Origin of the sequence: Actinomadura rupiterrae, assembly GCF_024172125.1 — a bacterium.
Classification (GTDB): domain Bacteria; phylum Actinomycetota; class Actinomycetes; order Streptosporangiales; family Streptosporangiaceae; genus Spirillospora; species Spirillospora rupiterrae.
The window spans coordinates 111512-134561 of the sequence record NZ_JAMZEA010000015.1 but is presented as its reverse complement, the minus strand read 5'-3'; the positions used below and the strand labels follow the sequence as shown (position 1 = coordinate 134561).

The following is a 23050-nucleotide window of genomic DNA, read 5'->3' as shown; positions in this document are numbered from 1 at the left end:
CGCCAACGAGCGACCCGAGGTGGTTGAGAGAATGTCGCCGACGTCCACGGCAAAAGGGACCGTCCCGTTCCGGGGGCACCGGACCTGGTACCGGGTGACCGGTCGGCCCGACCCGGACCGCCCCGCGCTGGTCGTCGTGCACGGCGGCCCCGGAGCCACCCATGACTACCTGCTCGGGCTGACCGCGTTCGCCGAGCGCGGCTGGCAGGTCGTCCACTACGACCAGCTCGGCAACGGCGGCTCCACGCACCTGCCGGACCGCGGCGCGGACTTCTGGACGCCCGAGCTGTTCCTGGACGAGCTGGACAACCTGCTGCACCGCCTCGGCGTCGCCGACGACTACGCGCTGTTCGGCCAGTCCTGGGGCGGGATGCTCGTCGCCGCGCACGCCGCGACCCGGCCCGCCGGGCTGCGCGGGCTGGTCGTCGCGAACGCGCCCGCCTCCTACCGCCTCTGGCTGGACGAGATGGCCGTGCTGCGCGCCGCCCTCCCGCCCGGCGTGGACGAGACGCTGCGCCGCCACGAGGCGGCCGGAACCACCGGAAGCGAAGAGTACATCGACGCGATGATGGTCTTCTACAAACGGCATGTCTGCCGCCTGGACCCCTGGCCCGGCGAATACATGGCCACCTTCATGGAAACGCACAGCGACCCGACGGTTTACCGGACGATGAACGGGCCCAGCGAATTCCACGTCATCGGAACGCTGCGGGACTGGGGAGTGGTCGATGCGCTGCCGCGCATCGACGTCCCGACCCTCGTGCTGTCCGGACGGCACGACGAGGCGACGCCCGCCGCCGTCCGGCCGTTCCGGGATCTGATCCCCGGCGCCCGCTGGGAGGTGTTCGAGGAGTCCAGCCACGTCCCGCACCTGGAGGAGCCCGAGCGGTTCACCGAGGTGCTCGGCGGGTTCCTGGACGAGATCCGCACCGGTGCCGCCACGCAGGCGGCGGCGGTGCGGGCGACGACGGTGAGCAGGGGCTGAGCGGCGTGGAACCGAAGGTCGAGGAGATCGTCGAGGCGCTGCGCGGCTCGCTGGCGGAGAACGAGCGGCTCCGCCGGACCAACGACGGGCTGCGCGCCGCCGCCGACGCGGCCGCCGAGCCGGTCGCGATCATCGGGATGGCGTGCCGGCTGCCCGGCGGCGTGGCGTCCCCCGAGGAGCTGTGGTCGCTGGTCGCCGGCGGCCGCGACGCGATCGGGCCGTTCCCCGCCGACCGCGGCTGGGACCTGTCCGCCCTGTACGACCCGGAGCCGGGCAGGCCCGGTAAGAGCTACGTCCGCGATGGCGGCTTCCTGTACGAGGCGGGCGACTTCGACCCGGCCGCTTTCGGGATCAGCCCGCGCGAGGCGCTGACCATGGACCCGCAGCAGCGGCTGATGCTGGAGATCGCCTGGGAGGCGATGGAGCGCGCGGGTGTCGACCCGGTCGCGCTGCGCGGCTCCCGCACCGGCGTGTTCGCGGGCGCGATGTACCACGACTACGGCGTGACCAGCAGCGACGGCAGCCTGGTCTCCGGCCGCGTCGCCTACACCCTCGGGCTCGAAGGCCCGGCCGTCACGGTCGACACCGCGTGCTCGTCGTCGCTGGTCGCGCTGCACTGGGCGGTCCAGGCGCTGCGCGCGGGGGAGTGCGGGCTCGCGCTCGCCGGCGGTGTCAGCGTCATGGCGACGCCCGAGACGTTCGTGGAGTTCAGCGAGCAGCGCGGGCTGTCGCCGGACGGCCGGTGCCGCTCGTTCGCCGCGTCCGCCGACGGGACGGGCTGGGGCGAGGGCGCGGGCGTCCTGCTGCTGGAGAAGCTGTCGGACGCGCGCCGCAACGGCCACCGCGTGCTGGCGGTCGTCCGCGGCTCGGCGGTCAACCAGGACGGCGCGTCCAACGGGCTGACCGCGCCGAACGGGCCGTCGCAGCGCCGCGTCATCGGCCAGGCGCTCGCCTCGGCCGGGCTGACCGCCGCCGACGTGGACGCCGTCGAGGGGCACGGCACCGGCACGACGCTCGGCGACCCGATCGAGATCCAGGCGCTGCTGGCCACCTACGGGCGCGACCGGTCCGAGCCGCTGTGGCTCGGGTCGGTCAAGTCGAACATCGGGCACGTCCAGGCCGCCGCCGGCGTCGCGGGCATCATCAAGATGGTCGAGGCGATCCGGCACGGCGCCCTCCCGCCCACCCTGCACGTGGACGAGCCGACCCCGCAGGCCGACTGGGACGCCGGGAACGTCCGGCTGCTCACCGAGCCGCGCGCGTGGCCGGAAGCCGGCCGCCCGCGCCGCGCCGGGATCTCCTCGTTCGGCGTCAGCGGCACCAACGCGCACGTCATCATCGAGCAGGCTGCCTCGTCCGCCGGCGAGGACGAGGGGGAACGTCCCGCTTCGTCCGCGCCCGTGCTGCTGCCGCTGGCCGCCCGCACCGAGGACGCCCTGCGCGCCCAGGCCCGTCAGATCGGGTCGTTCCTGCGCGCCCGCACCGACGTGGAGCCGGTGGACGCCGGGTTCTCCCTCGCCACCGGACGCGCCGCGCTCGACCACCGCTCGTTCGTCGTCGGCCGCACGCGCGACGAGCTCCTGACCGGCCTGGACGTGCTGGCGGACGCCGCGCCGCTGGACGGCCCCGCGCGTTCGACCGGGCTGACTGCGTTCCTGTTCACCGGCCAGGGAAGCCAGCGGCTCGGCATGGGCCGCGGCCTGTACGAGGCGTTCCCGGTCTTCGCGCGTGCCTTCGACGACGTGTGCGGGCTGTTCGACGCGTCCGTCCGGGACGCGATGTGGGGCGACGAAGCCGCCCTGAACCGGACCGAGACCACCCAGCCCGCGATATTCGCGCTGGAAGTCGCGCTGTTCCGGCTGCTGGACTCGTGGGGCGTCCGCCCGGACTTCGTCGCAGGCCACTCGATCGGCGAGCTGGCCGCCGCGCACGTCGCCGGGGTGTTCTCCCTGGCCGACGCGGCCCGGCTGGTCGCCGCGCGCGGGCGGCTCATGGGCGCGCTGCCGCCCGGCGGCGCGATGATCGCGGTCGAGGCGTCCGAGGACGAGGTCCGCCCGCTGCTCGGCGACGGCGTGGACCTCGCCGCCGTGAACGGCCCGCCCTCGGTCGTCCTGTCGGGCGAGTCCGAGGCGGTCGAGGCCGTCGCAGCGCGCTTCGCCGACCGCCGGACGACCCGCCTCGCGGTCTCGCACGCGTTCCACTCGCCGCTCATGGACCCGATGCTGGACGACTTCCGCCGCGTCGCCGCGTCCGTCACCTACGCCGAGCCCGGCATCCCGGTCGTGGCGGACGGCGAGGTGACCGACCCGGAGCACTGGGTCCGGCACGTCCGCGGGACGGTCCGCTTCGCCGACGCCGTGACCGAGCTGGAGCGCGAAGGCGTCACCCGGTACGTCGAGGTCGGCCCGGACGGCGTCCTCGCCGCCATGGCCCGGCAGTCTTTGACCACGACGGCCGAGTCCGCCGTGCTCGTCCCGGTGCTGCGGCGCCGCGAGGACGAGCCCGTGGCGGCGCTGAGCGCGATCGGCCGCCTGCACGCCGCCGGCCTGTCCGTGGACTGGGCCGGGATCTTCGAGGGACGCGGCGCGCGGCGCGTTGACCTGCCGACTTACCCGTTCCAGCGCGCCCGCTACTGGCTCGACAAGCGAGGCGGCAGCGGAGACGTCACCGCCGCCGGGATGGATCGGCCCGACCACCCGCTGCTCGGCGCGATGGTGCCGCTTCCCGGATCCGACGGCGTGGTGTTCACCGGACGCCTCTCGACCGGCTCGCACCCCTGGCTCGCCGACCACACCGTCCTCGGCTCGGTGCTGCTGCCCGGCACGGCGTACGTGGAACTGGCCGTTCGCGCGGGCGACGAGGTCGGATGCGGCGGGGTCGAGGAACTCACGCTGCACGCGCCGCTCGTCCTGCCCGAACTCGGTGGGGTGCAGATGCAGGTCGCGGTCGGCGGGCCCGACGTGTCCGGGCGCCGGTCCGTGGCCGTCTACTCCCGCGCGGACGACGCGCCCCTCGACCGCGAATGGGTTCTGCACGCTGAAGGCGTTCTGACGCCCGAGGGCGCATCCAGCGGCGTTGCGATGGAGACTTGGCCGCCGCGCGACGCCACCGCTCTGCCAGTGGACGGTCTTTACGACCGCCTCTCGTACGGGCCGGCGTTCCACGGGTTGCGTGCCGCCTGGCAGCGCGGTGAGGAGCTGTTCGCCGAGATCGCCCTGCCGGAAGGCGTCGGCGGTGACCGGTTCGGCCTGCATCCCGCGCTGCTCGACTCGGCGCTGCACGCGCTCGACCTGCTGCACGAGGACGCGGCCGTCCTGCCGTTCGCCTGGTCCGATGTCGTGCTGCACGCCTCGGGCGCGACGGCCGCGCGAGTGCGCTTGCAGATGCGCGGATCCGACACGGTCTCGCTGGAACTGGCCGACGCGTCGGGACGGCCGGTCGCGTCCGTGGGGGCGCTGACGCTGCGTCCGGTCACTGCGGATGCGCTGGCCCGTGACCTGGACGCGCTGTTCCGAGTCGAGTGGGTTCCGGCATCGGAGGGCGGGGTTACGCCGTCCGGCGAGGTGGTGGTCCACCGCTGCGCCCCGACCGGCGACGGTCCGGCGGCGGTGCGGGAGGTCGTCGCTTCGGCACTGGCCGCCGTCCAGGACGTCCTGGAGCACGATGCGCGGCTCGTTGTCGTCACTGACGGGGCCACGGACGGCTCCGATCTCGGGCATGCGGCCGTCTGGGGGCTGGTGCGTGCCGCCGAAGGCGAGCATCCCGGACGGTTCGTCCTCGCTGATGCGCCGGACGCGTCCGCCGACGTGCTCCGGTACGACGCGCCCGAACTGCGGATTCGCGACGGGGTGGCGGAGGTGCCGCGGCTCGCGCGGGTCTCCGCCGGCTCGGCGGAACCGGTCTGGGACGCGTCCCGGACCGTCCTGATCACCGGCGGGACGGGCGCGCTCGGCGCGGCCGTCGCCCGGCACCTCGTCACCGCGCACGGCGTCTGGCGGCTGCTGCTCACCAGCCGCCGCGGCATGGCCGCGCCCGGCGCGGTCGAGCTGGTCGAGGAGCTGACCCGGCTCGGCGCGGACGTCGAGGTCGCCGCCTGCGACATCGCCGACCGCGACGCGCTCGCGCACCTGCTCGACGGGCGTTCCCTCGGCGGCGTCGTGCACGCGGCGGGCGTCCTGGACGACGGCGTGGTCACCGCGCTCACGCCCGACCGCCTGGACGCGGTGTTCCGCCCGAAGGTGGACGCCGCGTGGAACCTGCACGAGCTCACCCGCGACCACGACCTGACCGCGTTCGTGACGTTCTCGTCGGTCGCGGGCGTCCTGAACGCGCCCGGCCAGGGCAACTACGCGGCGGCGAACGCCTACCTCGACGCGCTCGCCCTGCACCGGCACGCGGCCAGGCTTCCCGCTCTGTCGCTGGCCTGGGGCCCGTGGGCCGGGGACGGCATGGCCGATGGGCTGGCCCAGACCGGAATGCGCGCCCTCAGCCGCGAGGACGGCCTCGCGCTGCTCGACACCGCTGCAAGCGTCGGCGACCCCGCGCTGGTGCCCGTCCTGCTCGACGCGGGGTCGTTCGACGCGCCGCCGCCGATGCTGCGCGGGCTCGTCCGGGGCCGTGCCCGGCGCGCGGTCGATGCCGCTTCGGCGTCCGCGACCGAGGCCCTGCGGCAGCGGCTCGCCGGGCTTCCCGAGGACGAGCGCGCCGCCGAGCTGCTCGACCTCGTCCGCGCGCAGGCCGCGACCGTCCTGCGGCACGCCGGGCCCGAGGCGGTCGGGCCGGACCGCGCCTTCCGCGACCTCGGCTTCGACTCGCTCACCGCCATCGAACTGCGGAACCTGCTCGGGGCGGCCACCGGCCTGCGGCTCCCCGCGACCCTGGTCTTCGACTACCCGACCGCTCTCGACCTTGCCCGATACCTGCTGGACGAGCTGTCCGGGAGCGACGCCGTCTCTGCCGTCGCGCCTGCGGTGCCGGTGGCCGACGCCGCCGACCCGATCGTCATCGTCGGGATGGCGTGCCGGTACCCGGGAGGGGTCGCCTCGCCCGAAGACCTGTGGCGCCTGGTCGCAGGCGGCGTGGACGCCGTTTCCGACTTCCCGTCCGACCGCGGCTGGGACGTTGAGGGCCGCTACGATCCCGAGCCCGGGAAGCCCGGCAAGACCTACGTCCGGACGGGCGGCTTCCTGCACGACGCCGCCGAGTTCGACGCGACCTTCTTCGGCATCAGCCCGCGTGAGGCCCGCGACATGGACCCGCAGCAGCGGCTCCTCCTGGAGGTCTCCTGGGAGGCCCTCGAACGCGCCGGGGTCGATCCGCTCCGCCTGAAGGGCAGCCCGACCGGCGTGTTCGCCGGCGTGATGTACCACGACTACGGCGGCGGGAACGCGGCCGGGAGCATCGTCTCGGGCCGCGTCTCCTACACGCTCGGCCTGGAGGGCCCGGCGGTGACGGTCGACACGGCGTGCTCGTCGTCCCTGGTCGCCCTGCATTGGGCCATGCAGGCGCTACGAACTGGCGAATGCTCGCTCGCGCTCGTCGGCGGGGTGACCGTAATGGCCACGCCTGACACGTTCGTCGACTTCAGCGAGCAGCGCGGCCTTTCCCCGGACGGGCGCTGCAAGTCCTTCTCGTCCTCCACGGACGGGACGGGCTGGGGCGAGGGCGCGGGCATGCTCGTCGTCGAGCGCCTGTCGGACGCGCGCCGCAACGGGCATCCGGTGCTGGCGGTCGTGCGCGGCTCCGCGATCAACCAGGACGGCGCCTCGAACGGGCTGACCGCGCCGAACGGGCCGTCCCAGCAGCGTGTCATCCGGCACGCGCTCGCCAATGCCGGCCTGTCGGCCGCCGACGTGGACGCCGTCGAAGCGCACGGGACGGGCACGACCCTCGGCGACCCGATCGAGGCGCAGGCCCTGCTCGCCACCTACGGACGCGACCGCGAGCAGCCCTTGTGGCTCGGGTCGGTGAAATCGAACTTCGGGCACACGCAGGCCGCCGCCGGTGTCGCCGGTGTGATCAAGATGGTCGAGGCGATGCGGCACGGCGTCCTCCCGCGGACGCTGCACGTGGACGAGCCGACCCCGCAGGTCGACTGGGACTCCGGGGCCGTCCGGCTGCTGCTCGAACCGCGCGACTGGCCCGAGCACGACGGCCCGCGCCGCGCCGCCGTCTCGTCCTTCGGGATCAGCGGCACGAACGCGCACGTCATCCTGGAACAGCCCGCGGAGGCGGCCCGTCCGGCGGAAGAGCGCCGGGAGCTGCCGGTCGTCCCGCTGGTCGCGTCGGCGAAGACGCGCGAGGCCCTGGACATCCAGATCGCCCGGCTGTCGTCTCTGGACGCTGACCCGCTGGACGTCGCGTATTCGGCGGCGACCGGGCGCGCCGCGCTGGAGCATCGCGCGGTGCTCGTCGGTTCGGAGACCGTCACGGGCTCGGTGGGCGAGGGGCGCCTCGCGTTCCTGTTCACCGGGCAGGGCAGCCAGCGCGTCGGCATGGGCCGTGAACTGTACGAGACGTTCCCCTTGTTCGCGTCCGCGTTCGACGAGGTCTGTGACGCTCTCGATCTGCCGCTGAAGGACGTGATCTGGGACGACGAGGAACGCCTGAACCAGACCGAGTTCACCCAGCCAGCGATCTTCACTCTCGAAGTGGCGCTGTTCCGGCTGGTCGAGTCGTGGGGGATTCGCCCGGACTTCCTGGTCGGTCACTCGATCGGTGAGCTGGCCGCCGCACACGTCGCTGGAGTGTTCTCCCTGGAGGACGCGGCGCGCCTGATCACGGCACGCGGACGCTTGATGCAGGCGCTCCCGGCGGGTGGCGCGATGGTCGCCATCCAGGCGACCGAGGACGAGGTGCTTCCGCTGCTGGACTGGCGTGTCGGGATCGCGGCTGTGAACAGCCCGTCCTCGCTGGTCATCTCCGGCGAAGAGGACGCGGTGCTCGCTGTCGCCGCGCGGTTCGCCGACCGCAAGACCAGCCGCCTTACGGTCTCGCACGCGTTCCACTCGCCGCTGATGGACCCGATGCTGGACGAGTTCCGGGCCGTCGCAGAGTCGGTCACCTACAACGAGCCGCGGATCAAGCTCGTCAAGGACGTGGCCTCGCCTGAGTACTGGGTGCGGCACGTGCGCGAGGCTGTCCGGTTTGCCGACGACGTACGGCGGGTCGCGGACGAGGGCGTCACCCGCTTCCTGGAGATCGGGCCGGACGGCGTCCTGGCGGCGATGGCGCAGCAGACCGCCGACGGCACGATGGCCGCCACGCTGCGGCGCGACCGCGACGAGACCACCGCGCTGTTCACCGGGGTCGGACGGATCTTCACCGCTGGCGCCGCGGTCGATTGGGACGCCGTTTTCCAAGACCGGGGAGCGCGGCGCGTCGAGCTTCCGACCTACCCCTTCCAGCGCCGCCGGTACTGGGCCGAGCCGAAGGGCGCGGGCGACGTGTCCGGCGCCGGGCAGCAGGGCGTTGATCACCCGCTGCTGAAGGCCGTCGTCGCGCTGCCCGATTCGGACGGGCTCGTCCTTACCGGACGGCTCGGGCTGGACACGCATCCGTGGCTCGCCGACCATGACGTCCTCGGGACCGTCATGCTGCCCGGCACCGGCCTGGTCGAACTCGCGCTGCGCGCGGGCGAGCAGATCGAGGCCGCGGCGCTGGACGAGCTGACGCTGCAGGCGCCGCTCGTCCTGCCCGAGCGCGGCGGAGTGGCCGTCCAGGTCGTGCTCGACACCGGCGACTGGACGTTCACCATCTACTCGCGCGACGAGAGCACCCCCGACGAGCCCTGGACCCGCAACGCCACCGGACGCTTCGCCGCCCACGCGGACGCTCCGGCGTTCGACCTGGCGGCCTGGCCGCCACCCGGCGCGGACCCGATCGACGTGGACGGCGCGTACGGGGCGCTGATCGAGCGCGGATACGCCTACGGCCCGGTGTTCCAGGGCCTCCAGGCCGCCTGGCGGCGCGGCGACGAGGTGTTCGCCGAGGTCGTCCTGCCCGAGGGGACGGACGCGGGCCGGTTCGGCGTGCACCCGGCGCTGCTCGACGCGGCGATGCACGCCGGCCTGCTGGACGACGACGGCGGCAGCGGCGAAACGGAGCTGCCGTTCGCGTGGAACGACGTGGTCCTGCACAAGCCTGGTGTGTCCCGGGTGCGGGTCCGGATCGCGCCGGCGTCCGGCGAAGGCACCGGGATCTGGCTCGCCGACGAGGCCGGACGGCCGGTGTTGCAGGTCGGCGGGCTGGTGTCGCGGCCGGTGTCGTCCGAGCAGCTGCGCTCCTCCGATACCCAGCTGTTCCGCGTGGAGTGGACGGCGACGTCCGCCGATCTCGCCTCCCTTGACGGGATGAGCGTCTGGCACTGCCCGGCTGCGGAGGAGAACGTCCCGGACGCGGCCCGAAAGGTCGCCGAAGCGGTCCTCGCCGCCGTCCAGAACGTGCCGGACGACGAGAAGCTCGTGGTCGTCACGAACGGCGCGCTGGACGGCTCGAACCTCGCCCACGCCACTGCTTGGGGACTGGTCCGGGCGGCCGAGGCCGAGAGCCCCGGCCGGTTCGTCCTGGTGGACACCGATGCCGAACTCCCTGCGGAGCTGCCGTCCGGCGAGCCCGAGATCGCGATCCGCGACGGCGAGATCCGCGTGCCGCGCCTGGCAAGGACCGAGGTCGGTGACGCGCCGCACGACTGGGGGACCAGCGTCCTCATCACGGGCGGCACCAGCGGCCTCGGCGCGCTCACCGCGCGGCATCTGGCCGAGGCGCACGGCGTCCGGCGGCTGGTCCTGACCAGCCGCCGCGGCCCGGCTGCGCCCGGCGCCGCCGAGTTGCAAGCAGACCTGGCCGCGCTCGGTGCGGACGCCGTCATCGAGGCGTGCGACGCCGCCGACCGGGACGCGCTCGCCGCGCTCCTCGACCGGCACGAGATCGACTCCGTCGTGCACGCGGCGGGCGTCCTGGACGATGGCATGGTCGCGTCCCTGACCGCCGAGCGCCTGGACACCGTGTTCCGCCCGAAGGTGGACGCGGCGTGGAATCTGCACGAGCTCACCGCCGGCCGCGAGCTGCGCGCGTTCGTGCTGTTCTCCTCGCTCGCCGGGACGGTCGGCTCGGCCGGGCAGGCGAACTACGCGGCCGCGAACGCCTGGCTCGACGCGCTCGCCGAGCACCGCCGCGCGCACGGTCTGCCCGTCCGGTCGCTGGCCTGGGGCGCGTGGTCGGACGCGGGCGGCATGGCCGACCGTCTGGACGAGACGGAGGTCCGCCGCCTCGCCCGCGCGGGCACACCGCCGCTGACCGTGCTGGAAGGGCTCGCGGCGTTCGACGCGTCCGTCCGGACCGGCAATCCCGCTGTGCTGCTCCCGGTGCGGCTCGACCTGGCGGCGCTGCGCGCGCAGGCCGCCGCGTCCGGGACCGTCCCGGCGATGCTGCGCGGCCTGGTGCGCGTCCCGGCACGGCGCGACGGTGGCGGATCGGCGCTGCTCACCCGCCTCGCCGGGCTCGACGCCGCCGGACGTGACCGTGCGCTGCTCGACCTCGTCCGCACGCAGGTCGCAGGCGTCCTCGGGCACGACTCGGTGGACACCGTCGAACCCGACCGCGCCTTCAAGGACCTCGGCTTCGACTCGCTCACCGCCGTCGAACTCCGCAACGCGCTCAACACCGACACCGGGCTGAAGCTGCCCGCGACGCTCGTGTTCGACTTCCCGACCGCGCGGGCCGTCGCCGACCACCTCCGCGACACCCTCGCCGGGTCGGCCGTGCGGGCGCGCGTCACCGCGTCCGCGCCGGTGGACGACGAGCCCGTCGCGATCGTCGCGATGGCCTGCCGCTACCCGGGCGGCGTCACCTCACCCGAGGACCTGTGGCGCCTGGTCGCGTCCGGCTCGGACGGCATCGCCTCCTTCCCGTCCGACCGGGGCTGGGAGGTCGAGCCGGGCAAGAGCCTCACCGACCAGGGCGGGTTCCTGTACGACGCGGCCGAGTTCGACGCCGGGTTCTTCGGGATCAGCCCGCGCGAGGCCCGCGACATGGACCCGCAGCAGCGGCTTCTGCTGGAGACATCCTGGGAGGCGCTCGAACGCGCCGGCATCGACCCGCACGCGTTGAAGGGCAGCCCGACCGGCGTGTTCGCCGGGGTGATGTACCACGACTACGGCGGTGGCAGTAACGGCAGCATCGTGTCCGGCCGCGTCGCCTACACGCTCGGCCTGGAAGGCCCGGCGGTATCGGTCGACACAGCGTGCTCGTCCTCGCTGGTCGCGCTGCACTGGGCGATCCAGGCACTGCGGTCGGGGGAGTGCACGCTGGCGCTCGCGGGAGGCGTGACCGTGATGGCCACGCCGGAGACGTTCATCGAGTTCACCCGGCAGCGGGGGCTCGCGGCGGACGGCCGGTGCAAGTCGTTCGCCGCGTCCGCCGACGGGACGGGCTGGGGCGAGGGCGCCGGGATGCTCGTCGTCGAACGCCTGTCGGATGCGCGCCGCAACGGGCATCCCGTGTTGGCGGTCGTCCGAGGCTCGGCGATCAACCAGGACGGTGCGTCGAACGGGCTGACCGCGCCGAACGGGCCGTCCCAGCAGCGCGTTATCCTCCAGGCGCTCGCGAACGCCGGCCTGTCGCCCGCCGACGTGGATGCCGTCGAAGCGCACGGGACGGGCACGACCCTCGGCGACCCGATCGAGGCGCAAGCGCTGCTCGCGACTTACGGGCAGGAGCGTGACGAGCCGCTGTGGCTCGGCTCGATCAAGTCGAACATCGGCCACACGCAGGCCGCAGCCGGAGTCGCCGGGATTATCAAGATCATCGAGTCGCTGCGGCACGGCGTCCTGCCGCAGACCCTGCACGTGGACGAGCCGACCCCGCAGGTCGACTGGTCGTCCGGCCGGGTCGAGCTGCTCACCGAGGCGCGCGGGTGGGCGCGCCGGGAGGGCCCGCGCCGCGCCGCCGTCTCGTCCTTCGGGATCAGCGGCACCAACGCGCACGTGATCATCGAGGAGGCGCCCGAGGCGGAGGGCGCTCCGGCCGAGCGGAACGACCTTCCGGCCGTCCCGCTGGTGATGTCGGCCGCTTCGGCAGGGGCGCTGGAGCACCAGGTCGAGCGGTTCGCCGAAGCGGCGCGGGACGGCGACGCGCTCGACGTCGCGTACTCCGCCGCCACCGGACGCGCCGTCCTCGAACACCGCGCGGTCATGGTCGACGGCGAGACCGTCACCGACGTCGCCCGACCTGGCCTGCTCGCGTTCCTGTTCACCGGGCAGGGCAGCCAGCGCGTCGGCATGGGCCGCGAGCTGTACGAGGTCTTCCCGGCGTTCGCGACCGCGTTCGATGAGGTCTGCGACGCTCTGGACCTGCCGCTGAAGGACGTGATCTGGGGCGACGAGGCCCGGCTGAACCGGACCGAGTTCACGCAGCCCGCGATCTTCGCGCTGGAGGTCGCGCTGTTCCGGCTGGTCGAGTCGTGGGGGATTCGTCCGGACTTCTTGGCCGGACACTCGATCGGTGAGCTGGCCGCTGCGCACGTCGCCGGGGTGTTCTCTCTAGAGGATGCGGCGCGCCTGATCACGGCACGCGGACGCCTCATGCAGGCGCTCCCGGCCGGGGGAGCGATGGTTGCTCTCCAGGCGACCGAGGACGAGGTGCTTCCGCTGCTGGATGGGCGTGTCGGGATCGCGGCGGTGAACAGCCCGTCCTCGCTGGTCATCTCCGGCGAAGAGGACGCGGTGCTCGCCCTCGCCGAGCGGTTCGCGGATCGCAAGCAGACGCGCCTGACCGTCTCGCACGCCTTCCACTCGCCGCTCATGGACCCGATGCTGGACGAGTTCCGAGCCGTCGCCGAATCGGTCGCCTACAACGAGCCGGTCATCCCGCTCGCCAAGGACGTCACGACGCCCGAGTACTGGGTGCGGCACGTCCGCGACGCCGTCCGGTTCGCCGACGACGTGCGGCACCTCGCCCACCAGGGTGTCACGCGCTTCCTGGAGATCGGGCCGGACGGCGTGCTGACCGCGATGGCGGCGCAGACCATCGAAGGCACGATGGCCGCCACGCTCCGGCGCGACCGGCTGGAGACCGCGAGCCTGTTCACCGGCATCGGACGGCTCTTCGCTGCCGGCGTCCGGGTCGACTGGGACGCCGTCTTCGACGGGCGCGGGGCCCAGCGCGTCCTGCTCCCGACCTATCCGTTCGAGCATCGGCGGTACTGGACGACCGGCCCCGAGAACCTCGGCTCGGCCGGGCTGGACGCGATCGAGCACCCGCTGCTCGGCGCGATGGTCCTGCTCCCCGACACGGGCGGCGCGGTGTTCACCGGGCGGCTCTCGCTCGACGCGCAGCCCTGGCTCGCCGACCACGACGTCCTCGGCACCGTCCTGCTGCCCGGGACGGGCCTGGTCGAGCTGGCGCTGCGCGCGGCACGGCAGGTCGGCTGCGACGCCGTGGACGAGCTGACCCTCGAAGCGCCGCTGGTCATCCCCGAGCGCGGCGCGGTCGCCGTCCGCGTCGTCGTCGGCGGACCGGACGACTCCGGCGCCCGCACGATCGAGATCTACTCCAGCCCCAGCGACGACGCCTGGGTGCGGAACGCGACCGGCGGCATCGCGACCGGTAGCGCGCCGGTCGGCGCGTCCGACCTGGCGGCCTGGCCGCCGCCCGGCGCGACACCGCTGCCCGTGGACGGCGCCTACGACAGGCTGCTCGCCCGCGGCTACGACTACGGCCCGGTTTTCCGGGGCCTGCGTGCGGCGTGGCGTCGCGGCGACGAGGTGTTCGCCGAGGTCGCGCTGCCCGAGGGCGCCGAGCCCGAGCGGTACGGCGTCCACCCGGCGCTGCTCGACGCGGCGATGCACGGCGGCCTGATCGAGGAGAACGACGGCGAGGCCCCGCACCTGCCGTTCTCCTGGAACGGTGTCACGCTGCACCGCGCGGGCGCCGGCGCGCTGCGCGTCCGGATGGCCCGCCTCGACGGCGAGGGTGTCGAGCTGCTCGTCGCGGACGGCTCGGGCGAGCCCGTCCTGTCCGTGGCGTCGCTCGTGTCGCGTCCGGTGTCGATTGAGCAGCTCCAGCCCGAGGACGGCGAGCACCGCGAATCGCTGTTCGGCGTCACGTGGACGGCGGCGTCCGGTGAGCGCGAGGCCGAGCCGGAAATGTACGTCGTGCCGCAGGCGGGCGGTGAGACGCCGGAAGCCGTCCGTGCTCTGACCGCCCAGGTTCTCGCGAGGCTTCAGGACTGGCTCGCCGAGGACGGCGACGGACGGCTCGCGGTCGTCACCCGCCGGGCCGTGTCGGTCTCGGGCGAGGACGTCGATCTGGCGCACGCCCCGGTCTGGGGCCTGGTCCGGGCGGCCGAGGCCGAGAACCCCGGCCGCTTCACGCTGGTCGACCTGGACACCGCCGACGCCAAGCCGATCGTCCTGGCCGGCGAGCCGGAGATCGCCGTCCGCGAGGGCGAGCCGTACCTTCCGCGCCTGACCCGCGTCCCCGCCGCGGCCGTGGACGCGGAGATCGTGCCGTGGCATCCCGACGCGACCGTCCTGATCACGGGCGGGACGAGCGGGCTCGGCGCGATCGTCGCCCGCCACCTGGCCGCCGACCACGGCGTGCGGCGGCTTGTCCTGACCAGCCGCAGGGGAGCGGACGCGCCCGGCGCGGCCGAACTCCGCGCGGAACTCGCCTCCCTCGGCGCCGACGTGGCGGTCGAGGCCTGCGACGTCACCGACCGGGCCGCGCTCGCCGCCGTCCTGGACCGGCACCCGGTCGACACGGTCGTGCACGCGGCCGGTGTCGTCGACAACGCGCTGGTCGGCGGCCTCACCCCGGAGAGCCTGGAACGCGTCCTGCGACCCAAGGTGGACGGCGCGTGGAACCTGCACGAGCTGACCGCCGGCCGCGACCTGCGCGCGTTCGTCCTGTTCTCCTCGGTCGGCGGGCTCGTCCTCGCCGCCGGCCAGGGCAACTACGCCGCCGCGAACGTCTACCTTGACGCGCTCGCCGCCCGCCGGCACGGCCTCGGCCTGCCGGTGACGTCCCTGGCCTTCGGCCTGTGGGCCGCCGACACGGGGCTGGGCGAGCTGAGCGCCGCCGACCTGGAACGCATGCGCCGCCTCGGCCTGCCCGCCCTCGCCCAGGACGAAGGGCTGGCGCTGCTGGACGATGCGCTCCGCACGGGCGAACCGTCCCTCGCGCCGTTCCGCCTCGACGCCGCGGCCCTGCGCGTGCGGGCGGCGGCCGAGGACAACCTTCCGGCGCTGCTCCGCGGACTGATCCGGATGCCGCGACACCGGGCGGCAGCGGCGTCCGGCAGCGGAGACGGCGGCGCGGAGCTGCGCCGGAAGCTCGCGGCGGCGCCCGACCCCGCCGAACGCGAGCGGATCCTGCGCGACCTCGTGCGCACGCACGTCGCGTCCGTCCTCGGACATGACGGCGCGGACGCCATCCGCGCGGACCGTCCGTTCCAGGAGCTCGGCTTCGACTCGCTCACCGCGGTCGAACTCCGCAACGCGCTGCGCGGCGCGACCGGCCTGAAACTGCCCGCGACGCTCGTCTTCGACCACCCGACCCCCGCCGCGATCGCCGCCGAACTGGACGAGCGGCTCGGCGAGGAGACCGGCCCGGGACGGTCCGCGCTGGAGACGGAACTGAGCCGCCTGGAAGCCGCGCTCAAGGCGGCGTCCCCCGACCCGTCCGACTACGACCGCGTTGCCGAACGGCTGCGCGCGCTGACCACCGCGTGGACCGAGACGCACCGTCCGGACGCCGGCGACGAGGCCGACCTGGAGTCGGCGTCGGCCGCGGAGCTGTTCGACATCCTCGACGAGGAGCTGGACACGAGGTCCGCGCGGTAGCCGCGCGCCCCCAAGCAGGCGCGCGCACCGGCGCGCGCCGAGACTGACGAGACCCTACGACGGGAGCCCACGTTGTCCGTGGAAACGAAGACCACTGCGCAGCAGGCAGACGACGCCCTCATCGCGTTGTTCACGCCGCCGCAGCCCGCCAATCCGTTCCCACTGTACGAGACGTTGCAGGCGGCGAACCGCGTCCACCAGAGCGCCGCCCTCGGGTTGTGGGCGCTGTCCGGCTACGACGAGGTCACCGCCTTCCTGCGGATGCCCGACACCAACAGCGGCCCGCGCGCCGCGACCGTCATGCGCGAGGACTGGGCCGACCACCCGTCCCTGCGCCTCTACCTGAACTCCATGGTCACGCTGGACAACCCCGACCACGGCCGGATCCGCAGCGTGGCCAGCAAGGTCTTCACGCCCAACAAGATCAAGAAGATGCAACCGGCGGTCGAGCGGCTGATGAAGCGGTTCCTGGACGAGATCGAGGAGCGCGCCGCCGGCGGCGAGCCGGTCGACCTGGTCGGCGTGCTCGCCGAGCCGTTCCCGGTCGCGGTCATCAGCGAGATGCTCGGCCTCCCGCACGCCGACGGCAAGCGCTTCCAGGAGCTGGCCGACGACTGGTCCCGCGTCTGGTCCGGCCTCTACCCCGAGGAGGACCTGGTCCGCGCCGACGCCGCCGTCGAGGAGCTGACCGGCCGGCTCCAGGAGACCATCGACGCCCGCCGCGCCGAACCGCGCGACGACCTCATGTCGTCCATCGTGCAGGGCTCCGAGGAGGGCCGCCTGGACGAGGACGAGCTGATGGCGCTGGTCGCGTTCCTTTTCACCGCGGGCTTCGCCGCCACCACCAACCTCATCGCGACCGGCGTCGTCGCGCTGATCGAGCACCCGGACGAGCTGGCCCGCTGGCGCGCCGACAAGTCCATCACCGCGTCCGCCGTCGACGAGCTCCTGCGGCACACCGCGCACACCGCCGCCACCAGCCGCATCACCACGCGTCCCGTCGAGCTGGGCGGCACCGAGATCCCCGAGGGCGCGCACGTCATCGCGCTCCTCGGCGCGGCCAACCGCGACCCTCTCAAGTACCCCGACCCGCACCGCCTGGACCTGACCCGCGACGACGGCCCGAACCTGAGCCTCAGCGCCGGCGCGCACTACTGCATGGGCGGCAACCTGGCCCGCATCGAGGGCGCGGAGTTGTTCCCCGCCCTCATCGACACCTTCTCCCACATCGAGATCGCCGGCACCCCCGAGCGCCGCGACATCATGGGCCTCACCGGCTTCGCCACCCTCCCGGTAACCCTCAAGCGCTGACACCGCCCCGGCGAGGCCCTGCGCACCACCGCAGGGCCTCCCCCGTTTTCCCCGGTCCGGTGCCTGACCGGTTGTGGCTAGGCGGGCGCCGGACGCGTGGTGACTCCCCGTAGCGAAACGACAGGCTGTAGGGTCCCGGCCCGCGCGGTCGGTATCGGGCGCGGCGCGGGAGCGCGGGACGGCCGTCGAGAGTGCGCCCGCCGGCGGCCCCGCACAACGGACCGGACGAAGCCATCGGGTTTTCCCTGCGTTCGCGCGGGCGGCCCCGGCGGGCGGGGCCTTGTTGGCGGGGAGGGGCGGTGCCAGCATCGCGCCTGTTTTGTCCCACTGGTCAAGGGCGATCCCTCTCTGGCCGAAAGGACCCCGCCGTGTCCCGTCCCCGTATCCCCCGAGCCGGCCTGGCCGCGCTCACCGCGGCACTCGCGGCCCTGACCGCGCTGTCCGCCCCCGCCGCCGCGCACGCCGCGACCGCCGCGGCGCCCGCCCAGCCGCCCCGCCCGCCGCGCCAGTCCGCGGACTCCGGGCCGGCGGTGCACCACGACGTCTCGCCGCCGCTGCGGTCGATCCGTCCCGTCCCGCCCAGGGCGGACCGCCACGTCGAGCCGGACGACGAGCCCCGGCTGCCGACCCCGCCCGCCGCGAAGATCCCCGACCCCGTCCGGCAGCGGTCCGCCGGCAGCGGCCGGACGGTCCAGACCGCGAGCAACTTCGACGGCGTCGGGCAGGGCTTCAGCGGCCCGCAGGGCACCTACTCGGTGACCGGCGTCCCGCCGGACCCCAACGCCACCGTCGGCTCGACCCAGGTGGTCGAGGTCGTGAACACCGCCTACGCGGTGTTCAACAAGTCCACCGGAACCGCGACCTACGGGCCCGTCGACACCAGCACGGTCTTCTCCGGGTTCGGCGGGTACTGCCAGTCGACCAACGACGGGGACGCGACGGTGCGCTGGGACAACCTCGCGAACCGCTGGATCATCACCCAGTTCGCCAACGTCTCGTCCGCCAACGGCCCGTACTACGAGTGCGTCGCCGTCTCCACCGGCGCGGACGCGACCGGCTCCTACAACCGGTACAGCTACCAGTTCAGCAGCTTCCCCGACTACCCGAAGATCTCGGTCTGGCCGGACGCCTACTACGTCACGTACAACCTGTTCAACGGCAACACCTTCGTCGGTGCCGAGGCGTGCGCGATGGACCGAGCCAAGATGCTGACCGGCGCCGCCGCCACCCAGCAGTGCTACACCACCAGTTCGTCCTACGGCGGGCTGCTCGCCGGCGACCTGGACGGCTCGTCCCCACCGCCCTCCGGCGAGAACGAGCTGCTCGTCGGGCTCGGCACCACCAACACCTCGCTGGCCTACTGGAAGTTCCACGTCGACTGGACGACCCCGGCCAACTCCACGTTCACCGGACCGTCCAGCATGACCGTGGCGTCCTACACCACCGCCTGCGGCAGCACCGGAACCTGCATACCGCAGAGCGGCACGAGCCAGCAGCTCGACTCGCTGTCCGACCGCATCATGTACCGGCTCGCCTACCGCAACTACGGCGACCATGAAGCGTTCGTGACCGACCACGCCGTCACCGTGGGCGGCGCCGTCGGGACGCGCTGGTACGAGTTCCGGCTGTCGGGCGGCAACCCGACCGTCTACCAGCAGGGCACCTACGCGCCCGACACCACGTACCGGTGGATGGGCTCGATCGCGATGGACCACGTCGGCAACATCGCGCTCGGCTACTCCCAGTCGTCCTCGTCCAGCCACCCGTCGATCCGGTTCACCGGACGGGCGCCCGGCGACCCGCTCGGCACCATGACCCAGGCGGAGACCACGACGATCACCGGCGCGGGCTCGCAGACCTCCTACAGCCGGTGGGGCGACTACACCTCCATGGCCGTCGACCCGACCGACGACTGCACCTTCTGGTACACCAACGAGTACGAGCCGGCCAACGGCAGCTTCAACTGGCACACCCGCCTGACCTCGTTCACCCTCCCGGGCTGCACGGGCACGCCGGCGAACGACTTCTCTATCAGCGTCAGCCCCGCGTCCGCGTCGGTGAACCCCGGCGGCTCGGCCACCACCACGGTGTCCACCGCCGTCACCTCCGGCTCGGCGCAGACCGTCACGCTGTCGGCCTCGGGCCTCCCGTCGGGCGCGACCGCGTCCTTCAACCCTGCGTCCGTGACGGCCGGCGGTTCGAGCACCGCGACCATCACGACCAGCTCGTCCACCCCGGCGGGCACCTACCCGATCACCATCACCGGAACCGGGACCTCGGCCACCCACAGCACGAGCTTCAGCCTCACCGTCAACCCGGTCGGCGGAGGCGGCATCACCAACGGCGGCTTCGAGACCGGCTCCCTGTCCGGCTGGACCCCCACCGGCCCGGCCACCGGCGTCACCAGCAGCGGCCCCCACAGCGGCGCCTACGCCGCCCTGCTGGGCAGCAAGACCACGCCGACCAACGGCAACTCGTCCATCGCGCAGACCTTCACCGCGCCCGCCGGCACGACCAAGCTGACCTTCTACTACAACGTGACCTGCCCGGACACCGTCACCTACGACTGGGCGACCGCCACGCTGAAGGACAACACCACCAACACCACCACGACCGTCCTCGCCAAGACCTGCGTCGCCGGCTCCGGCTGGAAGCCGGTCACCGCGACCATCACGGCCGGCCACTCCTACACCCTGACCCTCACCAACCGCGACGACAACTACCCCGGCGACGCCACCGCCACCGCCTACGACGACATCAGCCTGAGCTGACCCGCCCCGTGCCCGCCGTCCCAAAGGACGGCGGGCACGCGTACCCTCGCCCAAGGGAGGTGCCATGCGACCCCTGACGGCGCTGCTCCTACTCCTCTGCACGGCCTGCGCCGCCACCCCTCCCGGCCCCAGGACCACCGTCCGCAAGGGCGCACGCCCGGCCCCCCTGCACCTGAAGGTCGGCACCGTCCTCCACGTGACCTCCGATCCGTCCCCGCACCAGCCCTGGACCCCCCTGACCAGCTCGGACGAGAAGATCCTGACCTGCACCTCCCACCCCGGCCCCCACGGCGCCATCACCGCCACCTGCAAGGCCCTCCACCCCGGCCACGCGACCATCGCCACCGTCACGTCCCCCCACAAAGGCGACCCCCAAGGCCCACCCCAATCCCGCTGGACCCAGCAAATCCAAGTAACCCCCTGACCCCCCGCTAGCTGAGGGGTGAGCCGATGCGGTGGAGGGTGCCTTCGGGGTCGATGTAGGTGAACTCGCGGAGGCGGTAGGGGGTGTCGGCGGGGGCGCCCAGGCAGCCGGGGACGTTGGCGTTCTTCCACTCGGCGTGGAGGGCGTCGGCGTCCGAGACGTAGAGGTAGACGGACGCGGCGGTGCGGGCGGGGTCGTGGTCGTCCCATTGGGTGAGGTGGAGGGAGACCGGGCCGCGGTCGGCGAAGCCGTAGTTCGGGTCCTGCGGGGCCCGGGACACGTCGAAGCCCAGGGCGCGGTAGCGGTCCAGGGCGGCGGACAGGTCCCGGACGGGGATCACGGGGGACACGGTCTCGAAGCGGATCTCGGTGCTCATCGGGCTCTCCTGCGTGGCGGGCGTTGGGGTAGAGGTTAGGCGGGGGCTGTGACAGCGGGGCGCGGGGGCATAACGGCAGGTGAGGGGGCGAAGTGGTGGGGGTTTGTGGAAGGATCGGGGGATGCTGCGACTTACCGACTTCATCATCGACTGCCCGGACACGATGAAGCTGGCGGCCTTCTACTCCGAGGTGACGGGCCGTCCGATCAAGGCCGGCAGCCACGCGGACTGGGCCGGCGTCCAGTTCGGCGAGATCGAGCTGGCCTTCATCCGGGTGGACGACTACCGCGCCCCGCAGTGGCCCGACAGCGAGCACCCCAAGCAGTACCACCTCGACTTCGAGGTGGACGACATCGAGGCCGAGCAGCGCCGCGTCCTCGACCTCGGCGCCACGCTGCAGAAGGACTTCATCAACGAGGAGGGCTACGGCTGGCGGATCTTCACCGACCCGATCGGCCACCCCTTCTGCCTGTGCCGCAACAAGGGCGTCACCTGGACCGAGGACGGCCGCCCGGTCTACCCCGCGCGCGGCTAGCCATCGTCAACCGGCCCGCTCCTGAGTGCGTTGCGCTCCCGGGGCGGGTCGGGTCGCGTTCCCGCCGGTCCTGCCACGGCGGATGAGGGTTTCCGCGAGGACGAGGTTGATGATCCAGCCGGTGGCCTGGCCCAGGGCGGTCAGGGACTGGGCCTTGCCGGCGATGGGGCCGGACGTCGTGAAGGGGAGCGTGCTGAGGAGCATCAGCGGCACCAGGACGCGGGACGTGACGGCCAGGAACGTGAGCGCGTAGTTGCGCATCATCCAGTTCCGGTGCTGGACGTAGTCGTGGCGGCGCGCGGCCCGGTAGGCGAGGACGCCGGTGACGAGCCACAGGACGGCCGGGATGCTCAGGCCGATGCGGGTCAGCAGGTGCTCGGACAGCAGGGCCACCGGGACGGCGGCGACCGAGGACGGCAGGACCCCGGCGAACAGGTAGAGGCGGCCGATCCTGCGGTGGACGGCCCGGCGCGCCCGGATCGCGGGGACGAACTGGAGCGGCCCCAGCACGAGGGCGACGCAGGCCGTGAAGATGTGCCCGACGAGCAGGGCGTAATGGGCCTTGCTGGAGACGTCGACGCGGCTTGAGCTGATGTCGAGCAGCAGGTAGGGGCCGACCAGGACGGCGCCGAAGACGGCCGCGACGGCGAACATCAGCCAGGTCAGGCAGGCTTTGCGAGGGGCGGCGGTCATGGGTTCCTCAGCGGACGGCGGCGATCGCGGCGGCGACCTGCTCGGGGTGGGAGATGAAGGACAGGTGGCGGGCGCCGGGGATGACGGTCGGGGCCGGGGCGCCGATCAGCCGGGCGGTGTCGTAGGGCGACGCACGGGAGAACACGTCGTCGTCGCCTCCGAAGACCACCGCTTTCGGGACGGTGAGCCGGGCCAGTCCGGCCAGGCGGGCGCTGGGCACACCGACGATGCCCCGCATGCTCCAGATCGCCTTCTCGGCGCCGCTGACCTGCAAGGGTCGCCGCCACCGGTCCACGCCCGCGGCGTCCAGGCGCGGGCACAGCGGGCCGCATTGGGAGTTGTAGATCGAGCGGATCAGCCAGTCCGAGCGGACGGCGAGCCGCAGGACGGTCGTCCGGTAGGGGTTCGGGACGATGCGCTGGATGTCCGCCGCGCCGGCTCCGGCGCCGGTGTCCAGACCGTCCCGTCGAGGAAGACCAGGCCGCTGACGCGGGCGGGGGCGTGTAGGGCGGCCGCGGCGACGACGGCGGCGCCGGTGGAGTGGCCGACGAGGGTGGCCCGGTCCAGGTGGAGGGCGTCGAGGAGGCCGAGGAGCTGCGCCGCCTCGCGGTCGGCGTCGTAGGGCCCGCGCCGTTCGCTGTATCCCCAGCCGGTCAGGTCGAGGGCGTAGACGCGGTGGCCGGCGGCGAGCAGGTCCGCGAACCGGCCCCAGGTGTCGGACGACTCGGCGGCGCCGTGCACCAGGACGATCGGCGGCCCGCTGGAACCCCACGTCCGGTACCGGGTGCGGATCCCGTCCGCCGAGACGAACCGCAGGTCAGCGGGCAGGCGCGCGCGTCCGGATGTTGCCGCGTTGTACCCGAGGCTGAAGAGGGTGGCGGTGACGATCAGGCCCACCACGGCCACGAGCAGCCGCCGCGACCACTTCCGGAGCCGAGGGCGCTGCGTTGTTTTCGCGACTTCCTCGGCGGTGCGCTGGGACGTCAGCACAGAGCAATCCCTCCCCGACCGGCGATGAACGTCGCACCATCGTGGGAGGCGGGCATGGCGACCGTCGTCGTACTGCGGGAGGCTTGGCGCCTACGTCCCTCGGCGTACAGAAAGAGGCCCCG

Annotated in this window: 10 protein-coding genes; 6 read left to right on the top strand and 4 right to left on the bottom strand. The window is 73.4% G+C overall.

Translation table 11 applies throughout. The features are described from left to right. Positions 1–31: 31 nt before the first annotated feature. The 5 genes from FHU30_RS39920 (at position 32) to FHU30_RS39900 (ending at position 20334) form a co-directional block, all read left to right on the top strand. Positions 32–985 (top strand): proline iminopeptidase-family hydrolase, encoded by a 954-nt coding sequence (locus FHU30_RS39920; RefSeq protein WP_253882908.1) that lies wholly within the window; start codon positions 32–34, stop codon positions 983–985. 5 nt (positions 986–990) lie between these two features. Continuing rightward, entirely contained in the window at positions 991–15828 is a 14838-nt protein-coding gene (locus FHU30_RS39915) for an SDR family NAD(P)-dependent oxidoreductase (RefSeq protein ID WP_253882907.1), read from the top strand. Between the two features lie 78 nt (positions 15829–15906). Further along, the gene (locus FHU30_RS39910) at positions 15907–17139 is read left to right on the top strand and encodes a cytochrome P450 (protein ID WP_253883025.1); all 1233 of its coding nucleotides are present in this window, start codon (positions 15907–15909) and stop codon (positions 17137–17139) included. Between the two features lie 368 nt (positions 17140–17507). Then, entirely contained in the window at positions 17508–19910 is a 2403-nt protein-coding gene (locus FHU30_RS39905) for a hypothetical protein (protein WP_253882906.1), read from the top strand. Positions 19911–19974: 64 nt separating this feature from the next. Beyond that, positions 19975–20334 (top strand): hypothetical protein, encoded by a 360-nt coding sequence (locus FHU30_RS39900; RefSeq protein WP_253882905.1) that lies wholly within the window; start codon positions 19975–19977, stop codon positions 20332–20334. Between the two features lie 7 nt (positions 20335–20341). Here the strand turns inward: FHU30_RS39900 and FHU30_RS46660 are convergent, their stop codons facing one another. Beyond that, positions 20342–20710, bottom strand: coding sequence for a bleomycin resistance protein (locus FHU30_RS46660; RefSeq protein WP_301324350.1), 369 nt, complete (start codon positions 20708–20710; stop codon positions 20342–20344). A 121-nt stretch (positions 20711–20831) separates the two neighbouring features. Between FHU30_RS46660 and FHU30_RS39890 the strand changes: the two genes are divergently transcribed. Beyond that, a complete protein-coding gene (locus tag FHU30_RS39890) occupies positions 20832–21245 on the top strand; it encodes a VOC family protein (RefSeq protein ID WP_253882904.1) in 414 nt (137 codons plus the stop codon). 6 nt (positions 21246–21251) lie between these two features. On the opposite strand, the gene FHU30_RS39885 is transcribed toward FHU30_RS39890, so the two are convergent. From FHU30_RS39885 to FHU30_RS39875, 3 genes are all read right to left on the bottom strand, one after another. Beyond that, positions 21252–21938 carry a DUF2306 domain-containing protein gene (locus FHU30_RS39885; protein WP_253882903.1) on the bottom strand — a complete coding sequence of 229 codons (687 nt, stop codon included), beginning with the start codon at positions 21936–21938 and terminating at the stop codon, positions 21252–21254. Positions 21939–21945: 7 nt separating this feature from the next. Then, the gene (locus tag FHU30_RS39880; RefSeq protein WP_253882902.1) at positions 21946–22212 is read right to left on the bottom strand and encodes an alpha/beta fold hydrolase; all 267 of its coding nucleotides are present in this window, start codon (positions 22210–22212) and stop codon (positions 21946–21948) included. Positions 22213–22292: 80 nt separating this feature from the next. Next, positions 22293–22928, bottom strand: a complete 636-nt coding sequence (locus FHU30_RS39875) for an alpha/beta fold hydrolase (protein WP_253882901.1) — start codon at positions 22926–22928, stop codon at positions 22293–22295. Positions 22929–23050: the final 122 nt, after the last annotated feature.